Here is a 24,888-nt window from a genome sequence, read left to right on the forward strand (position 1 = left end):
TTCGGCATGGTGGCCTCCACTGGATCGGTTCTCATGACCGTGCCGATGGTGCGTCTCCCGGCGGCCCGCAAGTGACACACGTGGTGTCACCGCGCGCAGGGATCAGACAGCGCCGATCCACTCCACGAAATGCGTGAGTGATTCGGCATCCGCGCGCTTGAGGCGGCGAAGAGTGGCCGCATCCTCACGCGCCCACGGATGCTCGCGCGTGTGCTGCGGCGCGATCGACCGAGCGGTCCCCAGGCTGGTGAAGGCTTCGTCAGGGCGCCCGGCCCAGAGCTGAGCGCGTGCGAGTTCGATGTAGAAACCTGAGCGGCGTTCGGCGCCCATCGCCGGCGGCGGCGTCCATGACTTCGTGCGGTGCAGAGCCCGCTCCACGTTCTCGTCACCCAGGCCTACCGCCACTGACACTTCATGCACCCGAACACTGTCCGGCCCGAAGGCGGTCCCTTGGTACACGCCTTCACGTACGCGGTCCGCCAGCTCCCGCGCTGATTCCAGGTGAACACCTGCCCTGTCGGCGTCGCGTACCCGGGCGGCGATCACGGCGGCTCGCATGTGCAGGGCACCGCGTGCGGCGGTTGCCATCGCCGTGGCCGGGGGCGGGACGGCGTCGAGTGCCCGTTCCAGCGCACGCAACCCCGGGCCGTGGGCACGCGCCGCGAAGAAGGTCTCGGTGCGAACGTAAGCGACTGCCGCGTCCAGCAACGGGTCGCCGGCTTGCGCACCGGCCCAGCGCATCAACTCCACGAGCCGGGCGGAAAGATCGTAGGCGCCGTACTTGTAAGCCACAGCGTCCGCGGCCCGGTACGCGTCGGTCAGCAGTCCTGCCAACGCTTCCCGGCGCCGGCCCCGAGCGTTGTCCAGCGCCCGTGCCAGTTCGCCGAGCAGCCCGGGAAGTGCACCTATGATTCGCGTGTATTGAGCGCTGAGACGCCAGTCCACGGCTTGTTGTACCGCCGTACGCAGTTGCTGCAGAGGCCTTACCGGCCCGTCCTCGGGGATGTCGTACGTGCCGATGACGTCCGAGAGTGCGGGCAGAGCGCTACGGACACGACTGTCATGGCCCGCGCGATCGGTCAGTAGCCGCGAGGCATCGATTTCGAGGGCCCCGGCAATGGCATCCAGCGTGTCCTCACTGGGGAAACGGTGCCCCTGCTCGATCTTGCGGAGCATGCTGAGCGAGACGAAAGACCCGCGGGCGAGCTCGGCCTGGGTCATACGGCGAACACGGCGAGCGGCAGCGATCCGCTGCCCCACCCTTCCGTGTGCATCGGCACGCATCGCGGCTCCGTCCGGCACGACAGCGATCACCCGGACCGTACCGCTCAGTGCCGCCCCGTGCCCCCGGACGGACCGTTCTCGCCACGATCAGGTGTGGCGCCCTCGACGGTCTGCCTGCACGATTCCCACCAGCGCGGTCAGCGAATCGATGCGCCAGTCGGCCTTCTGTGCCACGACCGGGTCATCGGCCCACAAGAACCCCCACGGGCCCCGCCGCACATGTGCCACCCGCAGTCCGGCCGCCTTCGCCGGGAACACATCGTTGGCCGGATGGTCGCCCACGTAAACGGTCGCGTCAGCGGCAGCGCCCGACACCGCAAGCACCTGGGCGAAGAATCCCGGTGCCGGCTTGGCCACCCCCCACTCGCCCGAGGTCACCACCAAGTCGGCGGGCAGATCAAGACCACGCAGCAGCTTCCCGGCACGCTCCGTCTGGTTCCCAGCGACCACGACGCGGACGCCCGATGCCCGCAACTGCGCCAATGCGGGCCGCACATCGTCGTACAGGTCACTCTCGTCAAGAGCCTCTCCTCGCCCGGCCGCTTCCCGCTTGGCGTATTCGGTCGCGAGGTCCACGCCGGGACACGCGAGCCGTACCGCGTCGGCGTTGTCGCGTCCCTGTGCCACCACAGCACCGACGAGCGCCGAAAGCGTATGCCGGGGGATGCCGAGCCAGTCGGCCCACGATGCCCAGTAGCGATCGTCCCGGACCAGCGTCTCACCCACATCGAACACGACAGTCTCAATCATCGGGCGCAGCCTACGGTGGTGAGCTGAGAGAAGTCCTGTATGTGGCAGCCTGGGGAGCAGGGAGGCCGGGAGGTCGACGTCTCCCGGCCTTATGACGCACCGAGCTATCGGGTCACCGACGGTGCACTCCGTCGGCCATGCGCGTCACAACTCGCACAATGCCCGCCCCTCCTGTTCGGCCGCATCCACCTTCTTGGTGAGGGCGTCCATAAGCCCGACGGCTCCGTCAAAGAGGCAACCCCTCATGCCTGCTGCTGATGTCCGCGTCCCCCTGCGCGGGGCGTGCCTCGGCGGACGCGAACCTTGACCCCATCTCTCGTACCCTGCGGTGCCCTGCCGGGCCCGGCAGGGCGTGATGCGGGCAAGCCGCGAGTGTGTCGTCGAAAAAATCATGCTCGCATGCTTGATTCCTGTCCGGCGCGCTGCCACGCTCTGACACGCATCACCGCACGACCACCCACACACACCAACGCCCCCTGAGCGCCTGCGTTTCAGGCGTTCCAGGGGGTGGACGAGGGGAGTGCAGCGTGTCCGATCCGAGCCCGGTCCTCGCCGACCTGCATGCGGAGGGGGAGGCGCTGGACGGCCTCGTGGGGCAGCTCGCCGAAGACCGCTGGGCGCTGCCGACGCCCGCCGCCGGCTGGACGATCGCCCACCAGATCGCCCACCTCGCCTGGACCGACGAGCAGGCGCTGCGCGCGGCCACCGATCCCGACGGCTTCCGGCGGGCCGCCGAGGCGGCGCTCGCCTCCCCGGACACCTTCGTGGACGAGGGGGCCGAGGAAGGGGCCCGCCGGCCGCCCGCCGAGCTGCTCGCCCACTGGCGTGCGGGCCGGGCGGCCCTGCACGAGGCGCTCGCCGGGCACGCCGGCGGCCGGCTGCCGTGGTTCGGGCCGCCGATGAGCGTCACCTCGATGGCCACGGCCCGGCTGATGGAGACCTGGGCGCACGGCCAGGACGTCGCCGACGCGCTCGGTGTCGTACGGGAGCCCACGGTCCGGCTGCGACACGTCGCCCACATCGGCGTGCGGGCCCGGAACTTCGCCTACGTCGCGCACGGACGCACGCCCCCGGAGGAGGAGTTCCGGGTCGAGCTGCGCGGCCCGGACGGCGGGCTCTGGACGTGGGGCCCCGAGAACGCGGCACAGCGGGTGACCGGTGCCGCGCTCGACTTCTGCCTGCTGGTCACGCAGCGGGCGCACCGCGCGGACGTGGACGTACGGGCCGAGGGCGCAGAGGCCGAGCGGTGGCTGACCATCGCGCAGGCCTTCGCCGGGCCGCCGGGCCCGGGCCGCGGCCCCCGCCCGGCCGCCGCCCCGAAGGAGCCCACCGCGTGACCCCCGCGACATCCGAGGAGCCCGCGCCCCCGGGCCCCCTCCGTATCGGCAACGCCTCCGGCTTCTACGGTGACCGCTTCGACGCGCTGGAGGAGATGCTCACCGGCGGCCCCCTCGACATCCTGACCGGTGACTACCTCGCCGAGCTGACCATGCTCATCCTCGGCCGCGACCGGCTGAAGGACCCGGGGCGCGGCTACGCCAAGACGTTCCTGCGGCAGTTGGAGACCGGCCTCGGGCTGGCCGCCGAGCGCGGCGTACGGATCGTCACCAACGCGGGCGGGCTGAACCCGGCGGGTCTCGCCGACGCCGTACGGGAGTTGGCGGCGAAGGTCGGCGTCCCGGTGCGCGTCGCACACGTCGAGGGCGACGACCTGCTCGGCCGCCCGGGCTGGCCCGAAGGCACCCTGACCGCCAACGCCTACCTCGGCGGTGGCGGCATCGCGGAGTGCCTGCGGGCCGGCGCCGAGGTGGTCGTCACCGGCCGGGTCACCGACGCCGCGCTGGTCAGCGGGGCCGCCGCCGCGCACTTCGGGTGGCGGCCCGACGACCACGACCGGTTGGCGGGGGCGGTGATCGCGGGGCACGTGCTGGAGTGCGGCACCCAGGCCACCGGCGGCAACTACTCCTTCTTCGGCGCGCTCGACGTGCGCAGACCCGGCTTCCCGCTCGCCGAGATCGCCGCCGACGGCTCATCCGTGATCACCAAGCACCCGGGCACCGGCGGCGCCGTCACGCCCGGCACGGTCACCGCGCAGCTGCTGTACGAGACGACGGGCGCGCGGTACGCCGGGCCCGACGTGACGGCCCGCCTGGACACCGTCCGGCTCACGGAGGACGGCCCGGACCGGGTACGCATCGACGGCGTACGCGGTGAGGCGCCGCCGCCCACCCTCAAGACCGGCCTGACCCGGCTCGGCGGCTGGCGCAACGAGGTCACCTTCGTGCTGACCGGGCTGGACGTGGACCTCAAGGCCCAGCTCGTGCGCGAGCAGATGGCGGCGGCCTTCGACGCGGCCGGCCGGCGGCCCGCCGAGGTGGACTGGCGGCTCGCCCGCACCGACCACCCCGACGCGGCGTCCGAGGAGGAGGCCAGCGCCCTGCTGCGGCTGGTGGTCCGCGACCCGGAACAGGAAGCCGTGGGCCGGGTGATCAGCGGGGCCGCGGTCGAGCTGGCCCTCGGCAGCTACCCGGGTTTCCACGTCACGGCCCCGCCCGGCAAGGGCGCCCCGTACGGCGTCTTCGAGGCGGCGTACGTACCGGCCGGGGAGGTCGCGCACACCGCCGTACTGCCGGACGGCCGTCGCGTGGCGATCGAACCACCCGACACCACACAGGAGTTGGTGCGCGAGGTCGATCCTCCCCCAGCGACCGCCGGGGGTGCCCCCATGCTGCCCGAGCCGCTGCACCACGACGGCGCCACCCGCCGCGCGCCCCTCGGCCTCGTCGCCGGGGCCCGCAGCGGCGACAAGGGGGGTGCGGCCAACGTCGGGGTGTGGGCGCGTACGGACGAGGCGTGGGCCTGGCTGGCGCACGAGCTGACCACCGAACGGCTCCGCACGCTCCTCCCGGAGACCGCCGACCTGCCCGTCGAGCGGCACGTGCTGCCGAACCTGCGGGCGCTGAACTTCGTGATCGACGGGCTGCTGGGCGCCGGCGTGGCCTCGCAGGCCCGCTTCGACCCGCAGGCCAAGGCCCTGGGCGAGTGGCTGCGCGCCCGCCACCTGGACATACCGGAGGTACTGCTGTGACCGTGCTCGGCACGGGGCTGGACACCGCGAGCCCCGAGTACGCGGAGAACCGCGCGGCACTACTCGCCAAGCTGGACGAGCTGGCCGCCGAACACGCCAAGGCGGTCGCCGGCGGCGGGGAGAAGTACGTCGAGCGGCATCGCAGGCGCGGCAAGCTGCTCGCCCGCGAGCGCATCGAGCTGCTGCTCGACCCCGACACCCCGTTCCTGGAGCTGTCCCCGCTCGCCGCCTGGGGGAGCGCCTCCCCCGAGTACACGGTGGGCGCCTCGCTGGTCACCGGGATCGGCGTGATCGAGGGCGTGGAATGCCTGGTCACCGCCAACGACCCGACCGTACGCGGCGGCGCCTCCAACCCCTGGACGCTGAAGAAGGCGCTGCGGGCGAACGAGATCGCGTACGCCAACCGGCTGCCCGTCGTCTCGCTCGTGGAGTCGGGCGGCGCCGACCTGCCCAGTCAGAAGGAGATCTTCATCCCGGGCGGGGCGCTCTTCAAGGACCTCACCCGGCTCTCCGCGGCCGGCATCCCGACCGTCGCCGTGGTCTTCGGCAATTCGACGGCCGGTGGCGCGTACGTCCCCGGCATGTCCGACCACGTGATCATGGTCAAGGAGCGGGCCAAGGTCTTCCTCGGCGGGCCGCCGCTGGTGAAGATGGCCACCGGCGAGGAGAGCGACGACGAGTCGCTCGGCGGCGCCGAGATGCACGCCCGCACCTCCGGGCTCGCGGACTACTTCGCGGTGGACGAGCCGGACGCGCTGCGGCAGGCCCGCCGGGTCGTCGCCCGCCTGAACTGGCGCAAGGCACACCCGGAACCCGCGCTTCCCGAACCGCCCAAGTACGACGCGGACGAGCTGCTGGGCATCGTCCCCGGCGACCTGAAGACCCCGTTCGATCCGCGCGAGGTCATCGCCCGGCTCGTCGACGGCTCGGACTTCGACGAGTTCAAGCCGCTGTACGGGCTCTCGCTGACGACCGGCTGGGCCCGGCTGCACGGCTATCCGGTGGGCATCCTCGCCAACGCGCAGGGCGTCCTCTTCAGCGCGGAGTCGCAGAAGGCGGCGCAGTTCATCCAGCTCGCCAACCAGCGCGACGTCCCGCTGCTCTTCCTGCACAACACCACCGGCTACATGGTCGGCAAGGAGTACGAGCAGGGCGGCATCATCAAGCACGGCGCGATGATGATCAACGCGGTGTCGAACTCGACGGTGCCGCACCTGAGTGTGCTGATGGGCGCCTCGTACGGCGCCGGCCACTACGGCATGTGCGGCCGCGCCTACGACCCGCGCTTCCTCTTCGCCTGGCCCAGCGCCAAGTCCGCCGTCATGGGGCCGCAGCAGCTCGCCGGCGTCCTGTCGATCGTGGCCCGCGCCTCGGCCGCCGCCAAGGGACAGCCGTACGACGACGAGGCGGACGCCGGGCTGCGCGCCATGGTCGAGCAGCAGATCGAGTCCGAGTCGCTGCCGATGTTCCTGTCCGGGCGGCTCTACGACGACGGCGTCATCGACCCGCGCGACACCCGCACCGTCCTCGGCCTGTGCCTGTCCGCGATCCACACCGCACCCGTCGAGGGTGCGCGCGGCGGCTTCGGCGTCTTCCGGATGTGAGGGGTCCAGTGACCAGTGCTGCGAGGAACGCTTCAGTGATCTCTTCCCTGCTCGTCGCCAACCGCGGCGAGATCGCCCGCCGCATCTTCCGCACCTGCCGGGAGCTGGGCATCGCCACCGTCGCCGTGCACTCCGACGCCGACGCCGGCGCGCCGCACGTCCGGGAGGCCGACGCGGCCGTCCGCCTCCCGGGCGACGCGCCCGCCGACACCTACCTGCGCGGCGACCTCGTCGTGAAGGCCGCGCTGGACGCCGGGGCCGACGCCGTGCACCCCGGCTACGGCTTCCTCTCCGAGAACGCCGAGTTCGCCGCCGCGGTCGCCGACGCCGGCCTGACCTGGGTGGGCCCGCCGCCCGCCGCCATCGAGGCGATGGCGTCCAAGACCCGGGCCAAGGAGCTGATGGGTATCGCCCCGCTCGCCGAGGTCACGGCGGACGACCTGCCCGTGCTGGTGAAGGCGGCGGCGGGCGGCGGCGGCCGCGGCATGCGCGTCGTACGGAAACTCGCCGAGCTGAACGGCGAGTTGGCGGCAGCGCGGGCCGAGGCCGCGAGCGCCTTCGGGGACGGCGAGGTGTTCGTCGAGCCGTACCTCGAGAACGGGCGCCACGTCGAGGTGCAGATCCTCGCCGACGCGCACGGCACCGTCTGGGCCCTCGGCACCCGCGACTGCTCCCTCCAGCGCCGCCATCAAAAGGTGATCGAGGAGGCCCCGGCGCCCGGCCTCACGCCCGAACTGACCGCGAGGCTGTACGAGATGGCCGTACGGGCGGCCCGCGCGACCGACTACCGCGGCGCGGGCACCGTCGAATTCCTCGTCGTCGGCGACACCGCGCACTTCCTGGAGATGAACACCCGCCTCCAGGTCGAACATCCGGTGACCGAGGAGATCTTCGGCATCGACCTGGTCGCGCTCCAGCTGAGTGTCGCGGAGGGCGAGGCGCTGCCGGAGACGCCCCCGGAGCCGCGCGGCCACGCGGTCGAGGCCCGCCTGTACGCCGAGGACCCGGCCGCCGGCTGGGCCCCGCAGACCGGCACCCTGCACCGCCTCGACGTACCCGGCATCCGCCTGGACTCCGGCTACGCCGACGGCGACCCCATCGGCATCCACTACGACCCCATGCTCGCCAAGGCCGTCGCCTGGGCGCCCACCCGCACCGCCGCCGTGCGCAAGCTCGCGGGCGCCCTGGAGCGGGCCCGGATCCACGGCCCGGTCACCAACCGCGACCTGCTCGTACGGTCGCTGCGCCACCCGGAGTTCACGGCCGCCACGATGGACACCGGCTTCTACGACCGGCAGCTGCCCGCCCTCACGGCCGCCGCCCCCGACCCGTATGCGCCGCTGGCCGCCGCCCTCGCCGACGCGCACGGTCGTTCGCGCTTCGGCGGCTGGCGCAACGTGACCTCCCAGCCGCAGGTCAAGCGGTACCGGACGGAGCCTGGCGGCGAGGAGCACGAGGTCCGCTACCGGCACACCCGTGACGGCCTGGCTGCCGACGGCGTGCTGGTCGTGCACGCGGGTCCCGACCGGGTCGTGCTGGAGGTCGCGGGCGTGCGGCGTGCGTACGAGGTCACCGCGTACGGCGACCGGGCCTACGTCGACTCGCCCCTCGGGGCCACGGCCCTCGTCGCCCTGCCCCGCTTCCCCGACCCCACGGCCCGCCAGGAGCCGGGATCGCTGCTGGCGCCCATGCCCGGAACGGTGGTCCGCGTGGCGGACGGGATCGCCGAGGGGGCCGTCGTCGAGGCCGGCCAGCCGCTGCTGTGGCTGGAAGCCATGAAGATGGAGCACAGGATCACAGCGCCCGCGACCGGCACGGTGACCGCGCTGCACGCGGAACCGGGACGCCAGGTCGAGGTCGGCGCCCTGCTCGCCGTCGTCTCGGACTGACACCGCACGCTTCTCCCCCTCGAAGGAGTTCCCGTGAGCACCCCCGTGATCGAAACCGAAGAGCAGCAGGCCCTCCGTGCCGCCGTCGCCGCGCTCGGCAAGCGCTACGGACGCGAGTACTTCACCCGCGTCGTGGCCGAGGGCAAGCACACCGACGACCTCTGGGCCGAGGCGGCGAAACTCGGCTATCTGGGCGTCAACCTGCCCGAGGAGTACGGCGGCGGAGGCGGCGGCATCACCGAACTCGCCATCGTCCTCGAAGAGCTGGGCGCCGCGGGCTGCCCCCTGCTGATGCTCGTCGTCTCGCCCGCCATCTGCGGCACCGTCATCGCCCGCTTCGGTACCGAGGAGCAGAAGCGGCAGTGGCTGCCGGGCCTCGCCGACGGGTCCCGCAAGATGGCGTTCGGGATCACCGAGCCCGACGCCGGCTCCAACTCGCACCGCATCACCACCACGGCCCGCCGCGACCCGGAGACCGGCGACTGGATACTCAACGGCCGCAAGGTCTTCATCTCCGGCGTCGACATCGCCGACGCCACGCTGATCGTCGGCCGCACCGAGGCTGTGTCTGACAAAGGCGCGAGGACGGGCAGGCTCAAGCCCTGCCTCTTCATCGTCCCGCGGGACGCGCCGGGCTTCTCCCGCACCCCGATCACCATGGAACTCGCCGCCCCGGAAAAGCAGTTCGAGCTGGTACTGGACGACGTGCGGCTGCCCGCCGACGCGCTCGTCGGTGGGGGCACCTCCCACGCTCTCGACAGTGGGGGAGAGGACACCGGGCTCCTCCAGCTCTTCGCCGGGCTCAACCCCGAGCGCATCATGACCGCCGCCTTCGCCCTCGGCATGGCCCGCTACGCCCTGGGCCGGGCGGTGGAGTACGCCCGCGACCGGCAGGTCTGGAAGGTGCCGGTCGGTGCCCACCAGGCCATCGCCCATCCGCTCGCGCAGTGCCACATCGACATCGAGCTGGCCCGGCTGATGATGCACAAGGCGGCCCATCTCTACGACAGCGGCGACGACATGGGCGCGGGCGAGGCCGCCAACATGGCCAAGTACGCGGCGGGGGAGGCCGCGGTGAAGACCGTCGACCAGGCCGTGCACACCCTCGGCGGCAACGGCCTCACCGCGGAGTACGGCCTCGCCTCGATGATCACCGCGGCGCGGGTGGCCAGAATCGCCCCGGTCAGCCGCGAGATGATCCTCAACTTCGTCTCCCACCAGTCCCTGGGGCTCCCCAAGTCCTACTGAGACCGCCATGCTGCGGAACATCGTCCGACACCGCAGCCGCCACAGCCGGCTGCGTCCACCGAGCGAAGGGCCGTGAGTCCATGGTGTTCCGCAGCGAGTACCCCGACGTCGCCCCCCTCGACCAGCCCATCCACGAAGCCGTGCTCGGCCGGTCGGTCCCTGAGCACGGCGACCGGCCGGCCCTGATCGACGGCCTGACCGGCACCACCCTCACCTACGCCGAACTGGACGTCCGCACCCGCCGCCTCGCCGCGGCGTTCGCCGCCGCGGGCGTCCGCAAGGGCGACGTGCTCGCCCTGCACAGCCCGAACTCCGTCGCCTACCCCGTCGTCTGCTACGCCGCCTCCCGCTGCGGCGCCGCCGTCACCCCGGTGCACCCGCTGGCCACCGCCGACGAGGTGGCCAAGCAGCTGCACGACTCCGGCGCCCGCTGGCTGGTGACCGTCTCGGCGCTGCTGCCGGCCGCCCGTACGGCCGCCGAGAAGTGCGGCGGCATCACCGAGATCTTCGTGTGCGACGCCGCGCCGGGCCACCGCTCCCTGGCCGACCTGCTGGCCGGCGGGGCGCCCGAGCCGCAGGTCGACCTGGACCCGGCCGAGGACCTGGCATGCCTGCCGTACTCCTCCGGCACCACCGGCGCGCCCAAGGGCGTGATGCTCACCCACCGCAACATCGCCACCAACCTCGTGCAGCTCGACGGTGTCCTCACCGCCGAGCCCGGCGACCGCGTTCTGGCCGTCCTCCCCATGTTTCACATCTACGGCTACACCGCCCTGATGAACGCCCCGCTCCGCAAGGGCGCCACCGTCGTCGTGCTGCCCCGCTTCGACCTCGACACCTTCCTCGGGGCCATCGAGAAGTACCGGGTCACCGCCGTGTACGTGGCCCCGCCCCTCGTCCTGGCGCTCGCCAAGCACCCGGCCGTCGAGGGCAGAGACCTCTCGTCCGTGGAGTACCTGCTCAGCGCCGCGGCCCCGTTGGACGCCGAACTGGCCGCCGCCTGCGCCGCGCGCCTGAAGCTGCCGCCGCTCCTCCAGGCGTACGGCATGACCGAACTCTCGCCCGGTACCCATGTCGTACCGCGGGACGCCCGCGACGCGCCGCCCGGCGCGGTCGGCAAGCTGCTGCCCGGCACCGAGATGCGCATCGTCGACCTGGCCGGTGGCGCCGACCTCGGCCCCGGCGCCACCGGCGAGATCCTCATCCGCGGCCCGCAGGTCATGAAGGGCTACCTCGGCCGCCCCGAGGCCACCGACGCCATGATCGACGCCGACGGCTGGCTGCACACCGGCGACATCGGCCACTGCGACGCGGACGGCTGGCTGCACGTCGTCGACCGGGTCAAGGAGCTGATCAAGTACAAGGGGTACCAGGTGGCCCCCGCCGACCTGGAGGCACTGCTGCTCGGGCACGAGGACATCGCCGACGCGGCCGTCATCGGCGTGACCGACGCCGACGGCAACGAGATCCCCAAGGCCTACGTCGTACCGCAACCGGGGGCTCTGCTCACCGAACGGGAGATCATCGCGTACGTTGCGGACAGGGTGGCCCCCTACAAGAAGATCCGCCGGGTGGAGTTCACGGACACCGTGCCGCGCGCCGCCACCGGCAAGATCCTGCGGCGCGAACTCCGCGCCCGGGAAAGGAGTTCGCAGGACTCATGACCGACGCACCCGAGACCCCCTTGGTGCCGCGGGCACACGAGCGCGCCCTCACCACGCTCACCCTGGACTCGCCCGGCAACCGCAACGCGCTCTCCGCCCGACTGGTCACCGAACTGCGACAGGGCCTCGCGGACGCCGCCGCCGACCCGGGCACCCGCGCCGTCGTCCTCACCCACACCGGCACCACCTTCTGCGCCGGCGCCGACCTCTCCGAGGCGACGTCCGGCGCGGCCGAGGACGGCCCGCTGGGGCTGGCCCGGCTGCTGCGCGAGATCGTCGAACTGCCTGTCCCCGTCGTCGCCCGGGTCACCGGCCACGTACGGGCCGGCGGCCTCGGCCTCCTCGCCGCCTGCGACATCTCCGTGGCCGGGCCCGGCGCGACCTTCGCCTTCACCGAGGCGCGGCTCGGCCTGGCCCCGGCCGTCATCTCGATGCCGGTACTGCCGCGCATGGACGCCCGCGCCGCGACCCGCTACTACCTCACCGGCGAGCGCTTCGACGCCGCGGAGGCCGCGCGCACGGGCCTGGTGACGCTGGCCGCCGAGGACGTCGACGCGGCGCTGGCACCGGTGCTGGAAGGCCTGCGCAAGGGCTCGCCACAGGGCCTGGCGGAGTCCAAGAAACTCACCTCGGCGGCCGTGCTGCGCGCCTTCGACCGGGACACCGACGCGCGCGCCGAGCAGTCCGTCCGCCTCTTCTCCTCCGAAGAGGCCCGCGAGGGCATGACGGCCTTCCTGGAGCGCCGGGAGCCGTCATGGGCACGATGACCCGCGCCCCCAAGGAGCCGCAGCAGGACCGCAGCCGCGCCACCCGCCGCAGGCTGCTGGAAGCGGCCGTCTCCTGCCTCGCCGAGCACGGCTGGGCAGGCTCCACGGTGTCCGTCGTGGCCGAGCGCGCGGGCGTCTCCCGGGGCGCGGCGCAGCACCACTTCCCCACCCGCGAGGACCTGTTCACCGCGGCCGTCGAGTACGTCGCCGAGGAGCGCTCGCAGGCGCTGCGCGCCCTCTTCCCCGCCTCCGCGCCGGCTGACCGCCGGGCCGTGGTCACCGCCGTCGTCGACCTCTACACCGGCCCGCTCTTCCGGGCCGCACTGCACCTGTGGGTCGCCGCCGCCAACGAGGACCAGCTGCACGGCCGGGTCACCGAACTGGAGGCCAGGGTCGGCCGCGAGGCGCACCGCATCGCCGTGGAGCTGCTGGGCGCCGACGAGGCCGTACCCGGGGTACGCGAGACCGTCCAGGGCCTGCTGGACATGGCCCGCGGCCTCGGCCTCGCCACTCTGCTCAGCGACGACACGGCCCGCCGCGACCGGGTGGTGGCGCAGTGGGCGCTGCTGCTCGACGAGGCGCTGCGGACATGAGGACGGGCGCCCCGCCGGGGCGCCCGTCCCGTCCGTCCGCAGGCCGTCAGCGGGCCACGATGTCTTCGAAGCCCGAGACCTCGCGCGGGCTGCGGGCGCCCGGGCCCACGTACCGCGCCGACGGCCGCACCAGCCGGCCCGTGCGCTTCTGCTCCAGGATGTGCGCGCTCCACCCGGCGGTACGGGCGCAGGTGAACATCGAGGTGAACATGTGCGCCGGCACCTCGGCGAAGTCCAGCGTGATCGCCGCCCAGAACTCCACGTTGGTGGCCAGCACCCGGTCGGGGCGGCGGTTGTGCAGCTCCTCCAGCGCCGCCTTCTCCAGCGCCTCGGCGACCTCGTAGCGGGGCGCGCCCAGCTCCTTGGCCGTACGGCGCAGCACGCGGGCGCGCGGGTCCTCCGCGCGGTACACGCGGTGCCCGAAGCCCATCAGCCGCTCGCCGCGGTCCAGGGCCTGCTTCACGTACGCCTTGGCGTCACCGGTGCGCTCGATCTCCTCGATCATGCCCAGCACGCGGGACGGCGCGCCGCCGTGCAGCGGACCGGACATCGCGCCCACCGCACCCGAGAGCGCGGCGGCCACGTCCGCGCCCGTGGAGGCGATGACGCGGGCGGTGAAGGTGGAGGCGTTCATGCCGTGCTCGGCGGCCGACGTCCAGTACGCGTCGACGGCCTTCACGTGCTTGGGGTCGGGCTCGCCGCGCCACCGCTTCATGAAGCGCTCGACGATCGTGTCCGCCTTGTCGATCTCCTTCTGCGGCACCATCGGCAGGCCCTGGCCGCGGGCCGACTGGGCGACGTAGGACAGCGCCATGACCGCGGCGCGCGCCAGGTTGTCGCGGGCCTCGGCCTCGTCGATGTCCAGCAGCGGTTTCAGGCCCCACACGGGGGCGAGCATGGCGAGCGCGGACTGCACGTCCACCCGGATGTCACCGGAGTGCACCGGGATGGGAAACGGCTCGGCGGGCGGCAGGCCCGGGTTGAAGGCCCCGTCGACCAGCAGACCCCACACGTTGCCGAACGACACGTTGCCGACCAGGTCTTCGATGTCGACGCCGCGGTAGCGCAGCGAGCCGCCTTCCTTATCCGGTTCGGCGATCTCCGTCTCGAACGCGACGACTCCTTCGAGCCCGGGTACGAAGTCGGACATCAGGCTGCTCCTCAAGCTAGGGACGGCGGCGCGGCTCGTGGCCACGGTGCCGTGCGGTCGGGGCCGTGCGGTCACGTGTGATGCGGTCTCGGAACTCCTTGCCTGGACTGCTCTCGCTCGCCCGGCGGTCCCCGCATTCCGGTCGGACCGCGTGCGGTGACGGCGCGTCACCGGTTCGGTTCCGGCGTTCAGTGCGTTTCAGGGGCGGACACCATATCTCCGGATGTGCGGAGTCCACAGCGTCCCCGCAGATGATTTTGGTGGGTTCCGCACGTGCGGGGAAGCGTGACATCCGGCACACTGTGCGATTTCCTGACGGGAGGGTTACGCGCTCCCGAAGACGGGCAGACTGCCGGGCCACGAGTGGCGCACGGGCCGGCCGTCGGCCGCCCGCACCGCCCGCCGGATGCTGCAAGATATGCGCGTGCACCCTGCCGACGCCGCATCCGCAGCCCACCCCGACCCGTCCTCGATGCGCGCCCAGTACCGCGCGCACGGCCTCACCGAGGAGGACCTCGCGGGCACCCCGTACGAACAGTTCGCGCGCTGGTTCAAGGAAGCGGCCGCGAGCGGCATACACGAACCCAACGCCATGGTCGTCTCCACCGCCGACGAGGACGGGCGGCCCAGCTCCCGCACGGTCCTGCTGAAGGCCTTCGACGACCGGGGCTTCGTCTTCTTCAGCAACTACACCAGCCGCAAGGGCCGCGAACTGGGGCGGAATCCGGCCGTCTCGCTGCTGTTCCCCTGGCACCCGCTCGCCCGCCAGGTCATCGTCGCCGGCACCGCCGAGCGCATCGGCCGCGACGAGACCGCCGCGTACTTCCGCACCCGCCCGCACGGCTCCCAGCTGGGCGCCTGGGCCAGCGAACAGTCCTCGGTGGTCGCCTCCCGCGAGGAGCTGGAGCGGGCGTACGCCGACCTCGCGGCCCGCTACCCCGAAGGCGAGCAGGTGCCGGCGCCGCCGCACTGGGGCGGTTACCGGATCGCCGCCGAGAGCGTGGAGTTCTGGCAGGGGCGCGAGAACCGCCTGCACGACCGCCTGCGGTACGTCCGTACGCCGGGCGGCGGCTGGACGGTGGAGCGCCTGGCCCCGTAGGGCGGGGAGCGCCCTGCGCCGTACGAGCCCCTGCCGTGCGGCCGGAGACGCAGACGACCCGCGGGCCTTCTCCCCGGCGCCGGGAGGCGCCGGGGGCCGGTCGGACGAACCGGCGGCCCGCGGGTCGGGTGACTGCTTGGGATTGGCCGGCTGCGCACAGGTCTCGTGCGCTGGTCCGGCGCTGCACTGAGTGAAGCGACGGGCCGCTAGCCCGCAGCCACCTCACGCGTCCGGTGTGCATACATCTGCCGAACCACCTCCCTTCTCGTGTGCTCCACACACTAGGAACCCCTCCGGCCCTCCACAACCGAATTTCCGGCGGGCAGAGATTTTCCGGAATGGGGTGTGGGCTGCATCACGTTCCAGTTGAATGATCCGACGTGCAGCACGTGCAGCCGCGTCCAGCAGGGGGTGCCAGTGACTGCTTCGTCCCGCCACTTCAATGCCGCGCTGCCCGGGGAGCCGGGCCGTCCGAACCAGAGCCACGACCAGGGAGCGGAAACGGACCCACCGCCGCCACCCGACAGCGAGGACTCCGGCCTGCTCGCGGCCCTCCTGGACGGCATGGATGCCGCCCTGTGCGCCTTCGACGCCGACGGCACCGTCACCCACTGGAACCGCGAGGCCGAACGCATCCTCGGCTGGACCGCCGACGAAGCCGTCGGCCGCCCGGGCCTGGCCGGCTGGGCCGTGCGCCCCGAGGACGCCGACGAGGTGCACGCGGCCGTGATGGCCGCCATGACCGCACCGGGCCGCCAGGTGCACGAGTTCGCACTGCTCACCAAGGACGGCGGCCGGGTCCTGGTCCGTACCCAGTCCTCCGCCGTCACCGGCACCGACGGCACGCCCGCCGGGGTGTACTGCGCGTTCAGCGAGGTGCACACCCAGATCGACCTCGAACGCTCCATCGCGCTCAGCGAGGCCCTCTTCGACGACGCGTCCTGGGGCGTGGTCCTCGTCGACGCCGACCTGCGCCCCGCCGTCGTCAACACCCACGCGGCGCGCGCCCTGGGGCTCGGGCGCACGCACGTCCTCGGGCGCCCGCTGGGGGACCTGCTCGCCCAAGGGGTCGAGGAGTTGGAGGGCGCCCTCCAACACGTCCTGGCCGAAGGCGCGCCGCCGGCCGCCACCGAACTGTGGGTGACGCTGCGCTCCGAGGAGGCCGAGGAGCCCCGCCGATGCTGGCGCAGCGGCTTCCTGCGGCTGGCGTCCCCGCTCGCCGAAGAACCGGTACCGCTCGGCGTCGGCTGGCTCTTCCAGGACATCACCGACATCAAGCGCGGCGAACAGGACAGCTCGCTGCAGCGCTTCCGCGCCCACCAGCTGCACCGCGCGGGCCGGGCGGCCGCCGAGTGCGAGGATCCGATGGAGGCCGCCGCCGTCCAGCTGGACTTCGCGCTGGCCGGCTTCGCCGACCACGGCCTGGTCGACCTGGCCGTCCCGCCCGCGCCCGCCGGCCCGCCGCTCTCCGACCTGGACGCGGCCACGTCCCTGGAGGACGCCGACCTGGGCGCGCAGCCCGAGGACACCGCCGACCCCGCGCCCCGGCTGGTCCGCGCCCTCGCCTCGCCCACGGGTTCGCCCGGCCCCTCCCAGCCCGTCGCGGTCACCGGCATCCCGCTGGCGTACGTACCGGGCCACCCGGCCGTCCAGGCGTACCGGCGCCGCGGCTCGGTCCGGGCCAGCGCGGGCCTCGCGGCCTCCCCGGAGGGCTGGGCGGCGGCCCGGAAGTGGCCCGAGGGGACGGTGCACGGCCTGTGCGTGGTGCTGCGCAGCCGAGGCCGGACGGTGGGGGTGGCCACCTTCCTGCGCGGCGCCTCCCGCCGTCCGTTCGACCGCGCGGACGCCGCGTACGCCGAGGACGTCGCATCCCGCATCGCCGCGTCCCTGGACCTGGCGGACGTGGTGCGGAAGAGATGACGACTGGGCGCGCGGTCCCGACACCGCGCCGCCCCGTGCTTCCGGGCTCCGGAGCGCCGAGCTCCGGAGCCCGGGTCGTTCAGTGCCGGAGTCCGGGCCGTTCACATGTCCGAGCCCGGGCCGTTCAGTGCCGGAGTCCGGCTCGTTCACGTGCCCGAGCCCGGGCTGCTCGGAGCCGGGGCCCGGGGCGTTCAGTGCCGGAGCGCCGGGCCGTTCACATGCCCGAGCCCGGGCCGTTCAGTGCCGGAGTCCGGCTCGTTCACGTGCCCGAGCCCGGGCTGCTCGGAGCCGGAGCCCGGGGCGTTCAGTGCCGGTAGAAGATCCGGTCCGCGTACTCGCGCATGACCCGGCCGTTCCAGTCGTGGCCCCCGTCGACGTTGCCCGAGCGGAGCAGCGGCGGATCGATGCCGCGCTCGGCGAGCGCCCCGGCCGCGGTCGCCACCACCGCCTGCATGACCGCGCTGGTGACGACCGTGGAAGCGGGCGCGAACGGCGCCTCGACGCCCGGCGCCGTCAGCTCCGCGTCACCGACCGGGATGTGGCTGTCCAGCACGAGGTCGCAGTGGTCCTTGAGGTACGTACCGGAGACGTGTCGCGACTTGGTGCCGTCCGCGTACTCGACCGAGGTCAGCCCGATGACCTTCAGGCCCAGCGCGCGGGCGTTCATCGCCATCTCCACGGGCAGCGGGTTCCGGCCGGACAGCGAGATGATCACCAGCACGTCGCCGGCCCGCACCGGACTGGAGTCCAGGACCGCGGCGGCCAGCCCGTCGACCCGCTCCAGCGCGCTGCCGAGCGTCGCCGGCATCACGTCCACGCCCACCACGCCCGGCACGGACAGTAGGTTCATCACCGCCAGTCCGCCGGCCCGGTAGACCGTGTCCTGGGCGGGCAGCGAGGAGTGCCCGGCGCCGAAGCAGAAGATCCGGCCGCCGGCCGCCACGGTGTCGGCGATCAGCGTCCCGGCCTCGGCGATCCGCCCGCCCTCGGTGTCGCGCACCGTCCGCAGCAGGCCGATCGCGGCGTCGAAGTACTGCCCGGCCAGCCCGTTGCTCTCGCCCTCGCCCATCGCGGAGCGCCCCTTCTCCTCGTATGGTCCCGTCCGGCCGGTCGGCGCCGGAGGGGAGTCTCCCGCCGCAGTCGTGCACGGCCGCCCGCAGCGGTACACGGTCGCGCCTGTGGCGCTCGGTCGTGGCCGGTCCCGCGGTCGTGGCGCGGCTCACGTTGCGGTCTGGACCAGTGCCCTGTCAATACGGCGACCGCTCCGTACGGCCGAAAGGTGCCGATGGTCATCGAGCGCTGCCCGGGACGGCCCTGGTCACGGGCCGGACGGTCGCCCGCGGGCCGGCTGCGGGCAGGACGCGGGAGCGTCCTTCGGCCCGCGGGCGGCACCGTTGTCGGTGGGATGCGTCAGAATTGAGTTCAGGGCCATCGCACGACACAGCCGAGGGGCACGCATGTCCGGACTGATCGACACCACGGAGATGTATCTCCGCACCATCCTCGAACTGGAAGAGGAAGGTGTGGTCCCGATGCGCGCTCGAATCGCCGAGCGGCTCGACCAGAGCGGCCCGACGGTCAGCCAGACCGTTGCGCGGATGGAGCGGGACGGCCTGGTGACGGTCGCGGGCGACCGGCACCTGGAGCTGACCGAGGAGGGGCGCCGCCTGGCGACGCGCGTGATGCGCAAGCACCGGCTCGCCGAGTGCCTGCTCGTCGACGTGATCGGCCTGGAGTGGGAGCAGGTGCACGCCGAGGCCTGCCGCTGGGAGCACGTCATGAGCGAGGCGGTCGAGCGCCGCGTCCTGGAGCTGCTGCGCCACCCGACCGAGTCGCCGTACGGCAATCCCATCCCGGGCCTGGACGAGCTGGGCGAGAAGGCCGAGGCCGATGCGTTCCTGGACGACGGCCTGCTGAACCTGATGGACCTCGACCCGGGTGCCGACGGCAAGACCGTCGTCGTACGGCGGATCGGCGAGCCCATCCAGACGGACGCCCAGCTGATGTACACGCTGCGGCGCGCCGGGGTGCAGCCGGGGGCCGTGGTGAGCGTGACGGAGTCGCCGGCCGGGGTGCTGGTCGGCAGCAGCGGCGAGGCCGCCGAGTTGGCCACGGACATCGCGCAGCACGTCTTCGTGGCGAAGCGCTGAGCGTCGGCGGCCCGCTCGCCGGGGCCGTCGCGGCGCTCGCTCCGTCCGCGCAACTTCGCTCCGCTTCACCGGCGGGGCGCCGCTTCCGCATGCCGTGCGCAGGCGCCCACCCGGTGCAACGGCTACAACGCCGTTTCCCGGGGCACGTTCCGCTTCGTGGTCCCGCGAAGATTTTTTCGCTGCCCCTTCCGCCTGTTTTGTGCCCCTGACCTGGAGCGACTGCCGGTACGAAGGCGGGCTCCGGCCGCTCGCCCGCCATGGACTTGGCGGAATGCGAGCGGTGGGCGCGGCTCCGTGTCACCCTGGCGCTGTCACATGCGCGCGGACGCATGGTCGTGAGGCGTCGAGGACCTGGGGACGGGCGGCGGCGGGTGGCTGGGGACCATCCGAGCGGTCGCCGTGCACCCCTTGGGGAGGGGGCTCGGATGAGTCCGCGGACGGAAACGTCGCCTGGCTGGGGGGCCACCGACAGCAGGGGCCCCGGCGCTGCGAGCAGCCGGGGCCCTGCCTCCCCATGTCCCCCCGCGAAGACCCGGAGCCCCGAGCTCTCAGGGTCTTCCCCCGCGGGCCCTCTTCCCGTCAGGGCCCGCCTCCCGCTCACACTCTTTCCCTGCCGCGGGCGGCCAATCCTTGAGCATGGTCACTCGTACGAGGGGTGTTGAGACGCGACGGCAGTACATTCGAATATGGGTTCGATAGTGTGGGGCTGCTCAAGGGGACGGATGGGGGTGCCAAGCAATGGTGCGGCGCATCGACGTGACCGGTAGCGGGGGCGTACGGCTCGCGGCCTGGGAGTTCACCGACCCTCCCAAGGCCTACGGCGAGGGATCGGAGCAGAAGCACAACGGACGAGGTCCCGGTGTGCTGCTCCTGCACGGCCTGATGGGGCGCGCGGCGCACTGGGCGGAGACCGCCCGCTGGCTCGGCGCGCGCTACCGCCCCGTGGGCCTGGATCAACGGGGCCACGGCCGCAGCGAGAAGCCCGGCGACGGACCGTTCGACCGCTTGACGTACGTGGACGACGCCATCGCCGCCATCGAGGAGCTGCACCTCGCACCGGTGGCACTCATCGGCCATTCCATGGGCGCGCTCACCGCCTGGCAGCTCGCCGCCCGGCGTCCCGACCTCGTCAGCGCCCTGGTCATCTGCGACATGCGGGCCTCCGCGCTGGGCGCGGCCTCGCAACGTGAATGGGAGGAGTGGTTCCGCTCCTGGCCGGTCCCCTTCGCCACGCTCGCCGACGTCCGCAAATGGTTCGGCGAGGACGACCCCACGCTGGAGCGGCCCCGGCCGGCTCGCGGCGAGTTCTTCGCGGAGGTGATGGCCGAACGCGCGGACGGCTGGCGGCCGGTCTTCTCCCGCCGCCAGATGCTCGCCGTCCGCGAGGCCTGGGTGCACGACGCGCACTGGGAGGAACTGGCGCTGGTGGAGTGCCCCACGCTCGTCGTCCGCGGCCTGGACGGCGAACTGGGCCGCGCCGAGGCGCAGGAGATGGTCCGCGTCCTCCCGCGCGGCGCGTACGCCGAGATCCCCGACGCCGGCCACTTCTTCCCGTGGGAACGCCCCGAGGAGTGGCGCCGGTGCCTCGAACCGTTCCTGCATACGGCCTTGCCGGCCTGACGGGCCGCCGGCGGCGGGCGGGGCGGATCCTTTCGCCGGGGCTGTCCCGCCTCGTCGGAACCGTCTCGCCGTTCGCACCTGCGCGTGCCCCGGAGCTCAGGCTCCGGGGCACGCGTCTCACGATGGGCGGCGGGCCCCGCGGGGCGGAACCGGCCGGCTCAGCCCTTAAGTCGGCTCAGCCCCTGGTGGAGCTCAGCCTCTGGTGGAGCCCGGCCTCTGGTGTGGCTCGGCCCCTGGTGGAGCTCAGCCCTTGCTCACCGCCGCCAGGATCTCCGGCAGCCGGCCCGGCACATGACGGGCGCTCAGCCGCAGCCCCAGCAGGGCGATGCCCGCCCCGTAGACCACGCCCACCGGCAGCACCAGCCACAGCAGCCCGTGCAGCCCTCCCAGATGCAGGCCGATCGTCAGGCCGAGGATCGGGGCGCAGAGCACCGCGCCCGCGACCATCCCGCCGAAGATGCTGATCCAGGCGATCCCGGCCTGCCCCGGGGCGACATTCTTGTTGCCCTCCGAAGGCACCGAGTACGGGAAGAAGACCGACGCGAACGCGCCGACGGCGACCAGCGCACCCAGCAGCGCGAGCGCGAGCCCGTACACCTCCGGGAACACCTCCCAGTCGTCGAGGACCGCCGCGGCGCCGACCGTGACCAGCGAGACGTACACCACGGCGACCAGGCACAGCGCCAGCGCACGCGCGCGCAGCTCCACGTAGGCGTCCCGCCGCGTGGAGATCGTCGAGGCGACCATCCAGAACGCCGAGGTGTCCTGACCGAACTGGTTGTACATCTGCATCCCGAGCAGCCCCGCCGACCAGCAGGCGGTGTAGACGCTGCCGTTGCCCTGCGCCACCGACACCACCGGCAGCAGCAGGCCGACGCCGAGTCCGGAGATCCAGCCCATCTTCGTCTTCGGGTCCCGCCAGGCGTAGCGCAGCGTGCGCTGCATGACCGTCCCCGTACGCCCGCCCGGCAGCAACCGTGCCCAGCCGCCGCCCGCCTTGCCGGCCCGTTTGCGGCCGCTGTCGGTCTCCGCGGCCTGCAGGGTCGAGGAGTCGGGCGAGGTCATGACCCGGGTGAGGGTGCGCAGCCACCACCACAGGAGGAGCACCAGCGCGAGTACCGAGAGCGCGAGCCCGATCGCGGCACGCCCGTACGCGCCCTCGCTCGTCGCGGCCACGGCGTCCACGGCGGAGGCCGGCGGGATCCAGCGCAGCACGTCGGAGACCGGCTCCAGCACCGTCAGGCTGTGCGCCTGGGAGAGCTTCGTCGCCCCGAGGTTGATGCCCTGCGCGCCGACCGCGACGAACAGCCCGCTGAGGACCGCCAGGTCACGGCCGCGGCGGCTGCTGAGCAGCCGTACGTTCGCGGTGGCGATGGCACGCGCGAGCGCCGCGCACACCAGGAGCACCAGTACCGTCGCGACGACTCCGACGACCGCGGCCGCCGCGCCGTGCGCCACGGCGATGACGGAACCGGCCGCCAGGACGAGGGTGAAGACCGGCCCGGTGCCGATGAGCGAGGCGATCAGCAGCGAAACGATCATCGGCCGGGGCCGCAGCGGCAGCATCACCAGCCGCGTCGGATCCAGCGTCTCGTCACCGCTCGGGAAGAACAGCGGCATCGCGGCCCAGCCGAGGGTGACCAGCCCGGTCAGCAGCACGGCCAGCGTTGCCGCGCCCGGCACGCCGCGCAGCAGGATCATGCCCAGCAACAGGCCGGCCGCGATGACCAGGGTGACGACGATCGAGGTGACGTACGCCGCGGTGCGGCCGGCCGACTGCCGCAGCCCGTTCTTGAGCAGCGTCAGCTTGAGCCGTACGAAGAGGGGGGTGAGGGCGGGGGCCGGTCTCGCGGCCGACTGCCGGCTCACCGGCTGGACCTGCGTACTCATCGGGCGTTGCCCCCGCCCAGCCAGTCCAGGTTCTGACCGGCCCGGGTGCGGCCCGCGCCGACCAGTTCGAGGAAGGCGTCCTGGAGCGTGGGCGCTTCCCCGCGTACCTGGGCGATCGGCCCGTCCGCGCGGATCTTGCCGCCCGCCATCACGGCCACCCAGTCGCACAGCGACTCGACCAGCTCCATCACGTGGCTGGAGAAGATGACGGTCGCACCGGAACGGGTGTAGCGCTCCAGCACGCCGCGGATGGTCTGCGCGGAGACCGGGTCCACTCCTTCGAACGGCTCGTCCAGGAACAGGATCTCCGGATTGTGCAGCAGCGCGGCCGCCAGCCCGATCTTCTTCCGCATACCGGTGGAGTAGTCGACGACCAGCTTGTTCCGCGCTCCCGACAGGTCGAGCACGTCCAGCAGCTGGTCGGCGCGCTTGTCCACCTCGTCGCCGGGCAGCCCCCGCAGCCGACCGATGTACGAGAGGAGTTCGGCACCGGAGAGCCGCTCGAACAGCCGCAGTCCTTCGGGCAGTACGCCGATGCGGGACTTCACGGCGACCGGGTCCTGCCAGACGTCGTGCCCGCCGATCTCCACCTGCCCCGAGTCCGGCCGCAACAGGCCGGTGACCATCGAGAGCGTGGTGGTCTTGCCCGCGCCGTTCGGGCCGACCAGCCCGATGAACCGCCCCGCGGGCAGCGTCAGATCAATGCCCGCGACGGCAGTGTGATCTCCATACTTCTTCCAGAGGTTGTGGATACGCACAGCCGCCGGCACACCCGCCGTGCCAGCCTGTTCCACAACACCCGAACCTTCGGTCGTCACCGGTTCCCCTGTCGATAGACGTCTCGGCAGAGACTGGTCACGCCCCCGCCCCCGCCAACGATAGGCGGCCGGTGACAAACCGGCATGACGCAACAGAACGCTCAAGATCACAATCCGGGGGGAGGGCCCCCGAAGGGGCCAGGTCCCGCACCCACCGGCCCCCACCCCAACGCCCGCCCAAGTCCCCCGGCCCAGCCCCACCGTCCCTCAGCCTTCAGCGTCCCAGAGCTCCGCCCCCGCCCCCAGCCCCCGACCTCACCCCCCGCTTCCGCCGGGGCTCCGCCTCAGGAGGAGCGGAGGTTTGCTGCTTCTCGGCCGCAGGCGTAGGCGAGGGGGTTGAGGAGGTCCTCGGCGTCGGGGAGCCAGCGGTTGACGGGGGTGGGGGGAACGGCCCATTGGACCGGAGCGTGGCGGCCGGTGCGGGTGGGTGGGGCGGGGAGGTAGGTGCCCGCGCCGTGGACGATCAGGTCGAGGCCGGCGGGGGAGGACCAGCCCAGCTTCCGTACGCGGTCGGGGACCTTGGCGGCGGCACCGGGGAGGACGAGGAAGAGCATGCGGCGGGCCGGGGTGCGGATGACCGGGCCGAGCGGCACGTCGCGCCGTTCCATGCGGGCCATCGCCAGGCAGCCCGCGGTCTCGGGCACGTCCAGGGCGTCGAAGGTACGTCCCGTCGGGAGCAGGATGGTCGCGCGCGGATGCTTCGTCCACAGGGTGTGGATGACCGAGGCGCTGCCGGTGGCGGCCGTGGACCAGTCGGCCGCGAGGGGATGGGCGCCGGGGGCGGGGCAATCACGGGCGCCGCACGAGCAATACGGCGTCGCGCCGTCGTCTTCCAGCCATGCGCCGGGGAGTACGTCCCAATGCCGTTCCGTCGCGTAACGCACCGCAATGTCGAGCAGCCGCTCACCGCGCTGCTGAGGGACTTGTGGGGCTTGAGTGACTCCGCTGCTCTCTTCCACGAAGGGGACAACTTCCGCTGTCACCAAGGGTTACGGCCAACCCGTGGCACGGCCCGGCGCAACGTTCTTGCATGTGGGGCGCATGGATGCACGGGCGGGGGCGCGTACGGGGCCGCGCGGCGGACGGTGGGTAGCCACTTGCGTGAGGGCGGGAAGGCCGCCCGGCGGCGGGCCGTGCGTCGTGTGGGCGTCCCAAGAGGCGGCGTTCCGGTGCGGTGACGTCGCGTACGCACACAGAAGGCGGGCGCCGCGCGCTTCCCGTATGTGCTCGTACCTGCCCGTGTCCGCAGCGGAAGCTCATGGAGGGAACGGAGGGAGGGGCCGGCCCGGCGGGCAATTGGCAGCATGCGGAAGGTACCGCTGGATTTCGCTGATATCTCCGATATCCCGAGCAA

At 72.8% G+C, this 24,888-nt stretch carries 19 protein-coding genes; 12 read left to right on the plus strand and 7 right to left on the minus strand.

Annotated features, from left to right (window positions below; genetic code table 11):
* Positions 1-102 precede the first annotated feature (102 nt).
* Both IF20_RS04705 and IF20_RS04710 read right to left on the minus strand, forming a co-directional pair.
* A complete protein-coding gene (locus IF20_RS04705) occupies positions 103-1,284 on the minus strand; it encodes a helix-turn-helix domain-containing protein (RefSeq protein ID WP_052863670.1) in 1,182 nt (393 codons plus the stop codon).
* Between the two features lie 87 nt (positions 1,285-1,371).
* Positions 1,372-2,034: an HAD family hydrolase gene (locus tag IF20_RS04710; RefSeq protein ID WP_199896490.1), complete on the minus strand. Its 663-nt coding sequence runs from the start codon at positions 2,032-2,034 to the stop codon at positions 1,372-1,374.
* Between the two features lie 527 nt (positions 2,035-2,561).
* Between IF20_RS04710 and IF20_RS04715 the strand changes: the two genes are divergently transcribed.
* The 8 genes from IF20_RS04715 to IF20_RS04750 all read left to right on the plus strand — a co-directional run bounded on the left by IF20_RS04715 (position 2,562) and on the right by IF20_RS04750 (position 12,887).
* A complete protein-coding gene (locus tag IF20_RS04715) occupies positions 2,562-3,371 on the plus strand; it encodes a TIGR03084 family metal-binding protein (protein WP_052863671.1) in 810 nt (269 codons plus the stop codon).
* A gap of 95 nt (positions 3,372-3,466) precedes the next feature.
* Positions 3,467-5,122 (plus strand): acyclic terpene utilization AtuA family protein, encoded by a 1,656-nt coding sequence (locus IF20_RS04720; protein WP_407702456.1) that lies wholly within the window; start codon positions 3,467-3,469, stop codon positions 5,120-5,122.
* Complete coding sequence (locus tag IF20_RS04725; protein WP_052863673.1) at positions 5,119-6,726, plus strand: acyl-CoA carboxylase subunit beta; 1,608 nt, start codon at positions 5,119-5,121, stop codon at positions 6,724-6,726. Before IF20_RS04720 ends, IF20_RS04725 begins: the two co-directional genes overlap by 4 nt.
* A gap of 35 nt (positions 6,727-6,761) precedes the next feature.
* Positions 6,762-8,615: an acetyl/propionyl/methylcrotonyl-CoA carboxylase subunit alpha gene (locus IF20_RS04730; RefSeq protein WP_052863674.1), complete on the plus strand. Its 1,854-nt coding sequence runs from the start codon at positions 6,762-6,764 to the stop codon at positions 8,613-8,615.
* 33 nt (positions 8,616-8,648) lie between these two features.
* Positions 8,649-9,863 carry an acyl-CoA dehydrogenase family protein gene (locus IF20_RS04735; RefSeq protein ID WP_052863675.1) on the plus strand — a complete coding sequence of 405 codons (1,215 nt, stop codon included), beginning with the start codon at positions 8,649-8,651 and terminating at the stop codon, positions 9,861-9,863.
* A gap of 80 nt (positions 9,864-9,943) precedes the next feature.
* Positions 9,944-11,527 carry a 4-coumarate--CoA ligase family protein gene (locus tag IF20_RS04740; RefSeq protein WP_199896491.1) on the plus strand — a complete coding sequence of 528 codons (1,584 nt, stop codon included), beginning with the start codon at positions 9,944-9,946 and terminating at the stop codon, positions 11,525-11,527.
* Positions 11,524-12,294 carry an enoyl-CoA hydratase family protein gene (locus tag IF20_RS04745; protein WP_052863676.1) on the plus strand — a complete coding sequence of 257 codons (771 nt, stop codon included), beginning with the start codon at positions 11,524-11,526 and terminating at the stop codon, positions 12,292-12,294. Before IF20_RS04740 ends, IF20_RS04745 begins: the two co-directional genes overlap by 4 nt.
* Positions 12,282-12,887 (plus strand): TetR/AcrR family transcriptional regulator, encoded by a 606-nt coding sequence (locus IF20_RS04750; protein WP_052863677.1) that lies wholly within the window; start codon positions 12,282-12,284, stop codon positions 12,885-12,887. Before IF20_RS04745 ends, IF20_RS04750 begins: the two co-directional genes overlap by 13 nt.
* A gap of 46 nt (positions 12,888-12,933) precedes the next feature.
* Here IF20_RS04750 and IF20_RS04755 read toward each other — a convergent pair whose 3' ends face one another.
* Positions 12,934-14,037: a citrate synthase 2 gene (locus IF20_RS04755; protein ID WP_052863678.1), complete on the minus strand. Its 1,104-nt coding sequence runs from the start codon at positions 14,035-14,037 to the stop codon at positions 12,934-12,936.
* A gap of 418 nt (positions 14,038-14,455) precedes the next feature.
* On the opposite strand from IF20_RS04755, the gene pdxH reads away from it, so the two are divergent.
* Both pdxH and IF20_RS04765 read left to right on the plus strand, forming a co-directional pair.
* Positions 14,456-15,136, plus strand: a complete 681-nt coding sequence (gene pdxH / locus IF20_RS04760; RefSeq protein ID WP_407702444.1) for a pyridoxamine 5'-phosphate oxidase — start codon at positions 14,456-14,458, stop codon at positions 15,134-15,136.
* Positions 15,137-15,676: 540 nt separating this feature from the next.
* Positions 15,677-17,056 carry a PAS domain-containing protein gene (locus tag IF20_RS04765; protein ID WP_234426532.1) on the plus strand — a complete coding sequence of 460 codons (1,380 nt, stop codon included), beginning with the start codon at positions 15,677-15,679 and terminating at the stop codon, positions 17,054-17,056.
* A gap of 304 nt (positions 17,057-17,360) precedes the next feature.
* Here the strand turns inward: IF20_RS04765 and IF20_RS04770 are convergent, their stop codons facing one another.
* On the minus strand, positions 17,361-18,125 hold the full coding sequence (locus IF20_RS04770) for an SIS domain-containing protein (RefSeq protein WP_052863679.1): 765 nt from the start codon (positions 18,123-18,125) through the stop codon (positions 17,361-17,363).
* Between the two features lie 388 nt (positions 18,126-18,513).
* On the opposite strand from IF20_RS04770, the gene IF20_RS04775 reads away from it, so the two are divergent.
* Positions 18,514-19,206: a metal-dependent transcriptional regulator gene (locus IF20_RS04775; protein ID WP_052863680.1), complete on the plus strand. Its 693-nt coding sequence runs from the start codon at positions 18,514-18,516 to the stop codon at positions 19,204-19,206.
* 738 nt (positions 19,207-19,944) lie between these two features.
* Positions 19,945-20,826, plus strand: coding sequence for an alpha/beta fold hydrolase (locus tag IF20_RS04780; RefSeq protein ID WP_052863681.1), 882 nt, complete (start codon positions 19,945-19,947; stop codon positions 20,824-20,826).
* A gap of 243 nt (positions 20,827-21,069) precedes the next feature.
* Here IF20_RS04780 and IF20_RS04785 read toward each other — a convergent pair whose 3' ends face one another.
* The 3 genes from IF20_RS04785 to IF20_RS04795 form a co-directional block, all read right to left on the minus strand.
* On the minus strand, positions 21,070-22,716 hold the full coding sequence (locus IF20_RS04785) for a hypothetical protein (protein WP_052863682.1): 1,647 nt from the start codon (positions 22,714-22,716) through the stop codon (positions 21,070-21,072).
* Entirely contained in the window at positions 22,713-23,534 is an 822-nt protein-coding gene (locus IF20_RS04790) for an ABC transporter ATP-binding protein (RefSeq protein WP_052863683.1), read from the minus strand. Before IF20_RS04790 ends, IF20_RS04785 begins: the two co-directional genes overlap by 4 nt.
* 284 nt (positions 23,535-23,818) lie before the next feature.
* Positions 23,819-24,493, minus strand: coding sequence for a bifunctional DNA primase/polymerase (locus IF20_RS04795; protein ID WP_052863684.1), 675 nt, complete (start codon positions 24,491-24,493; stop codon positions 23,819-23,821).
* Positions 24,494-24,888 lie beyond the last annotated feature (395 nt).

The organism is Streptomyces niger (assembly GCF_000718305.1).
GTDB lineage: Bacteria > Actinomycetota > Actinomycetes > Streptomycetales > Streptomycetaceae > Streptomyces > Streptomyces niger.

Coding starts and splice junctions, on each gene's coding strand:
- IF20_RS04705 (WP_052863670.1), bottom strand. CDS start 1,284: ATGCGTGCCGATGCACACGGAAGGGTGGGGCAGCGGATCGCTGCCGCT.
- IF20_RS04710 (WP_199896490.1), bottom strand. CDS start 2,034: ATGATTGAGACTGTCGTGTTCGATGTGGGTGAGACGCTGGTCCGGGAC.
- IF20_RS04720 (WP_407702456.1), top strand. CDS start 3,467: ATGCTCACCGGCGGCCCCCTCGACATCCTGACCGGTGACTACCTCGCC.
- IF20_RS04740 (WP_199896491.1), top strand. CDS start 9,944: ATGGTGTTCCGCAGCGAGTACCCCGACGTCGCCCCCCTCGACCAGCCC.
- IF20_RS04745 (WP_052863676.1), top strand. CDS start 11,524: ATGACCGACGCACCCGAGACCCCCTTGGTGCCGCGGGCACACGAGCGC.
- IF20_RS04750 (WP_052863677.1), top strand. CDS start 12,282: ATGGGCACGATGACCCGCGCCCCCAAGGAGCCGCAGCAGGACCGCAGC.
- IF20_RS04755 (WP_052863678.1), bottom strand. CDS start 14,037: ATGTCCGACTTCGTACCCGGGCTCGAAGGAGTCGTCGCGTTCGAGACG.
- pdxH (WP_407702444.1), top strand. CDS start 14,456: ATGCGCGTGCACCCTGCCGACGCCGCATCCGCAGCCCACCCCGACCCG.
- IF20_RS04770 (WP_052863679.1), bottom strand. CDS start 18,125: ATGGGCGAGGGCGAGAGCAACGGGCTGGCCGGGCAGTACTTCGACGCC.
- IF20_RS04775 (WP_052863680.1), top strand. CDS start 18,514: ATGTCCGGACTGATCGACACCACGGAGATGTATCTCCGCACCATCCTC.
- IF20_RS04780 (WP_052863681.1), top strand. CDS start 19,945: ATGGTGCGGCGCATCGACGTGACCGGTAGCGGGGGCGTACGGCTCGCG.
- IF20_RS04785 (WP_052863682.1), bottom strand. CDS start 22,716: ATGAGTACGCAGGTCCAGCCGGTGAGCCGGCAGTCGGCCGCGAGACCG.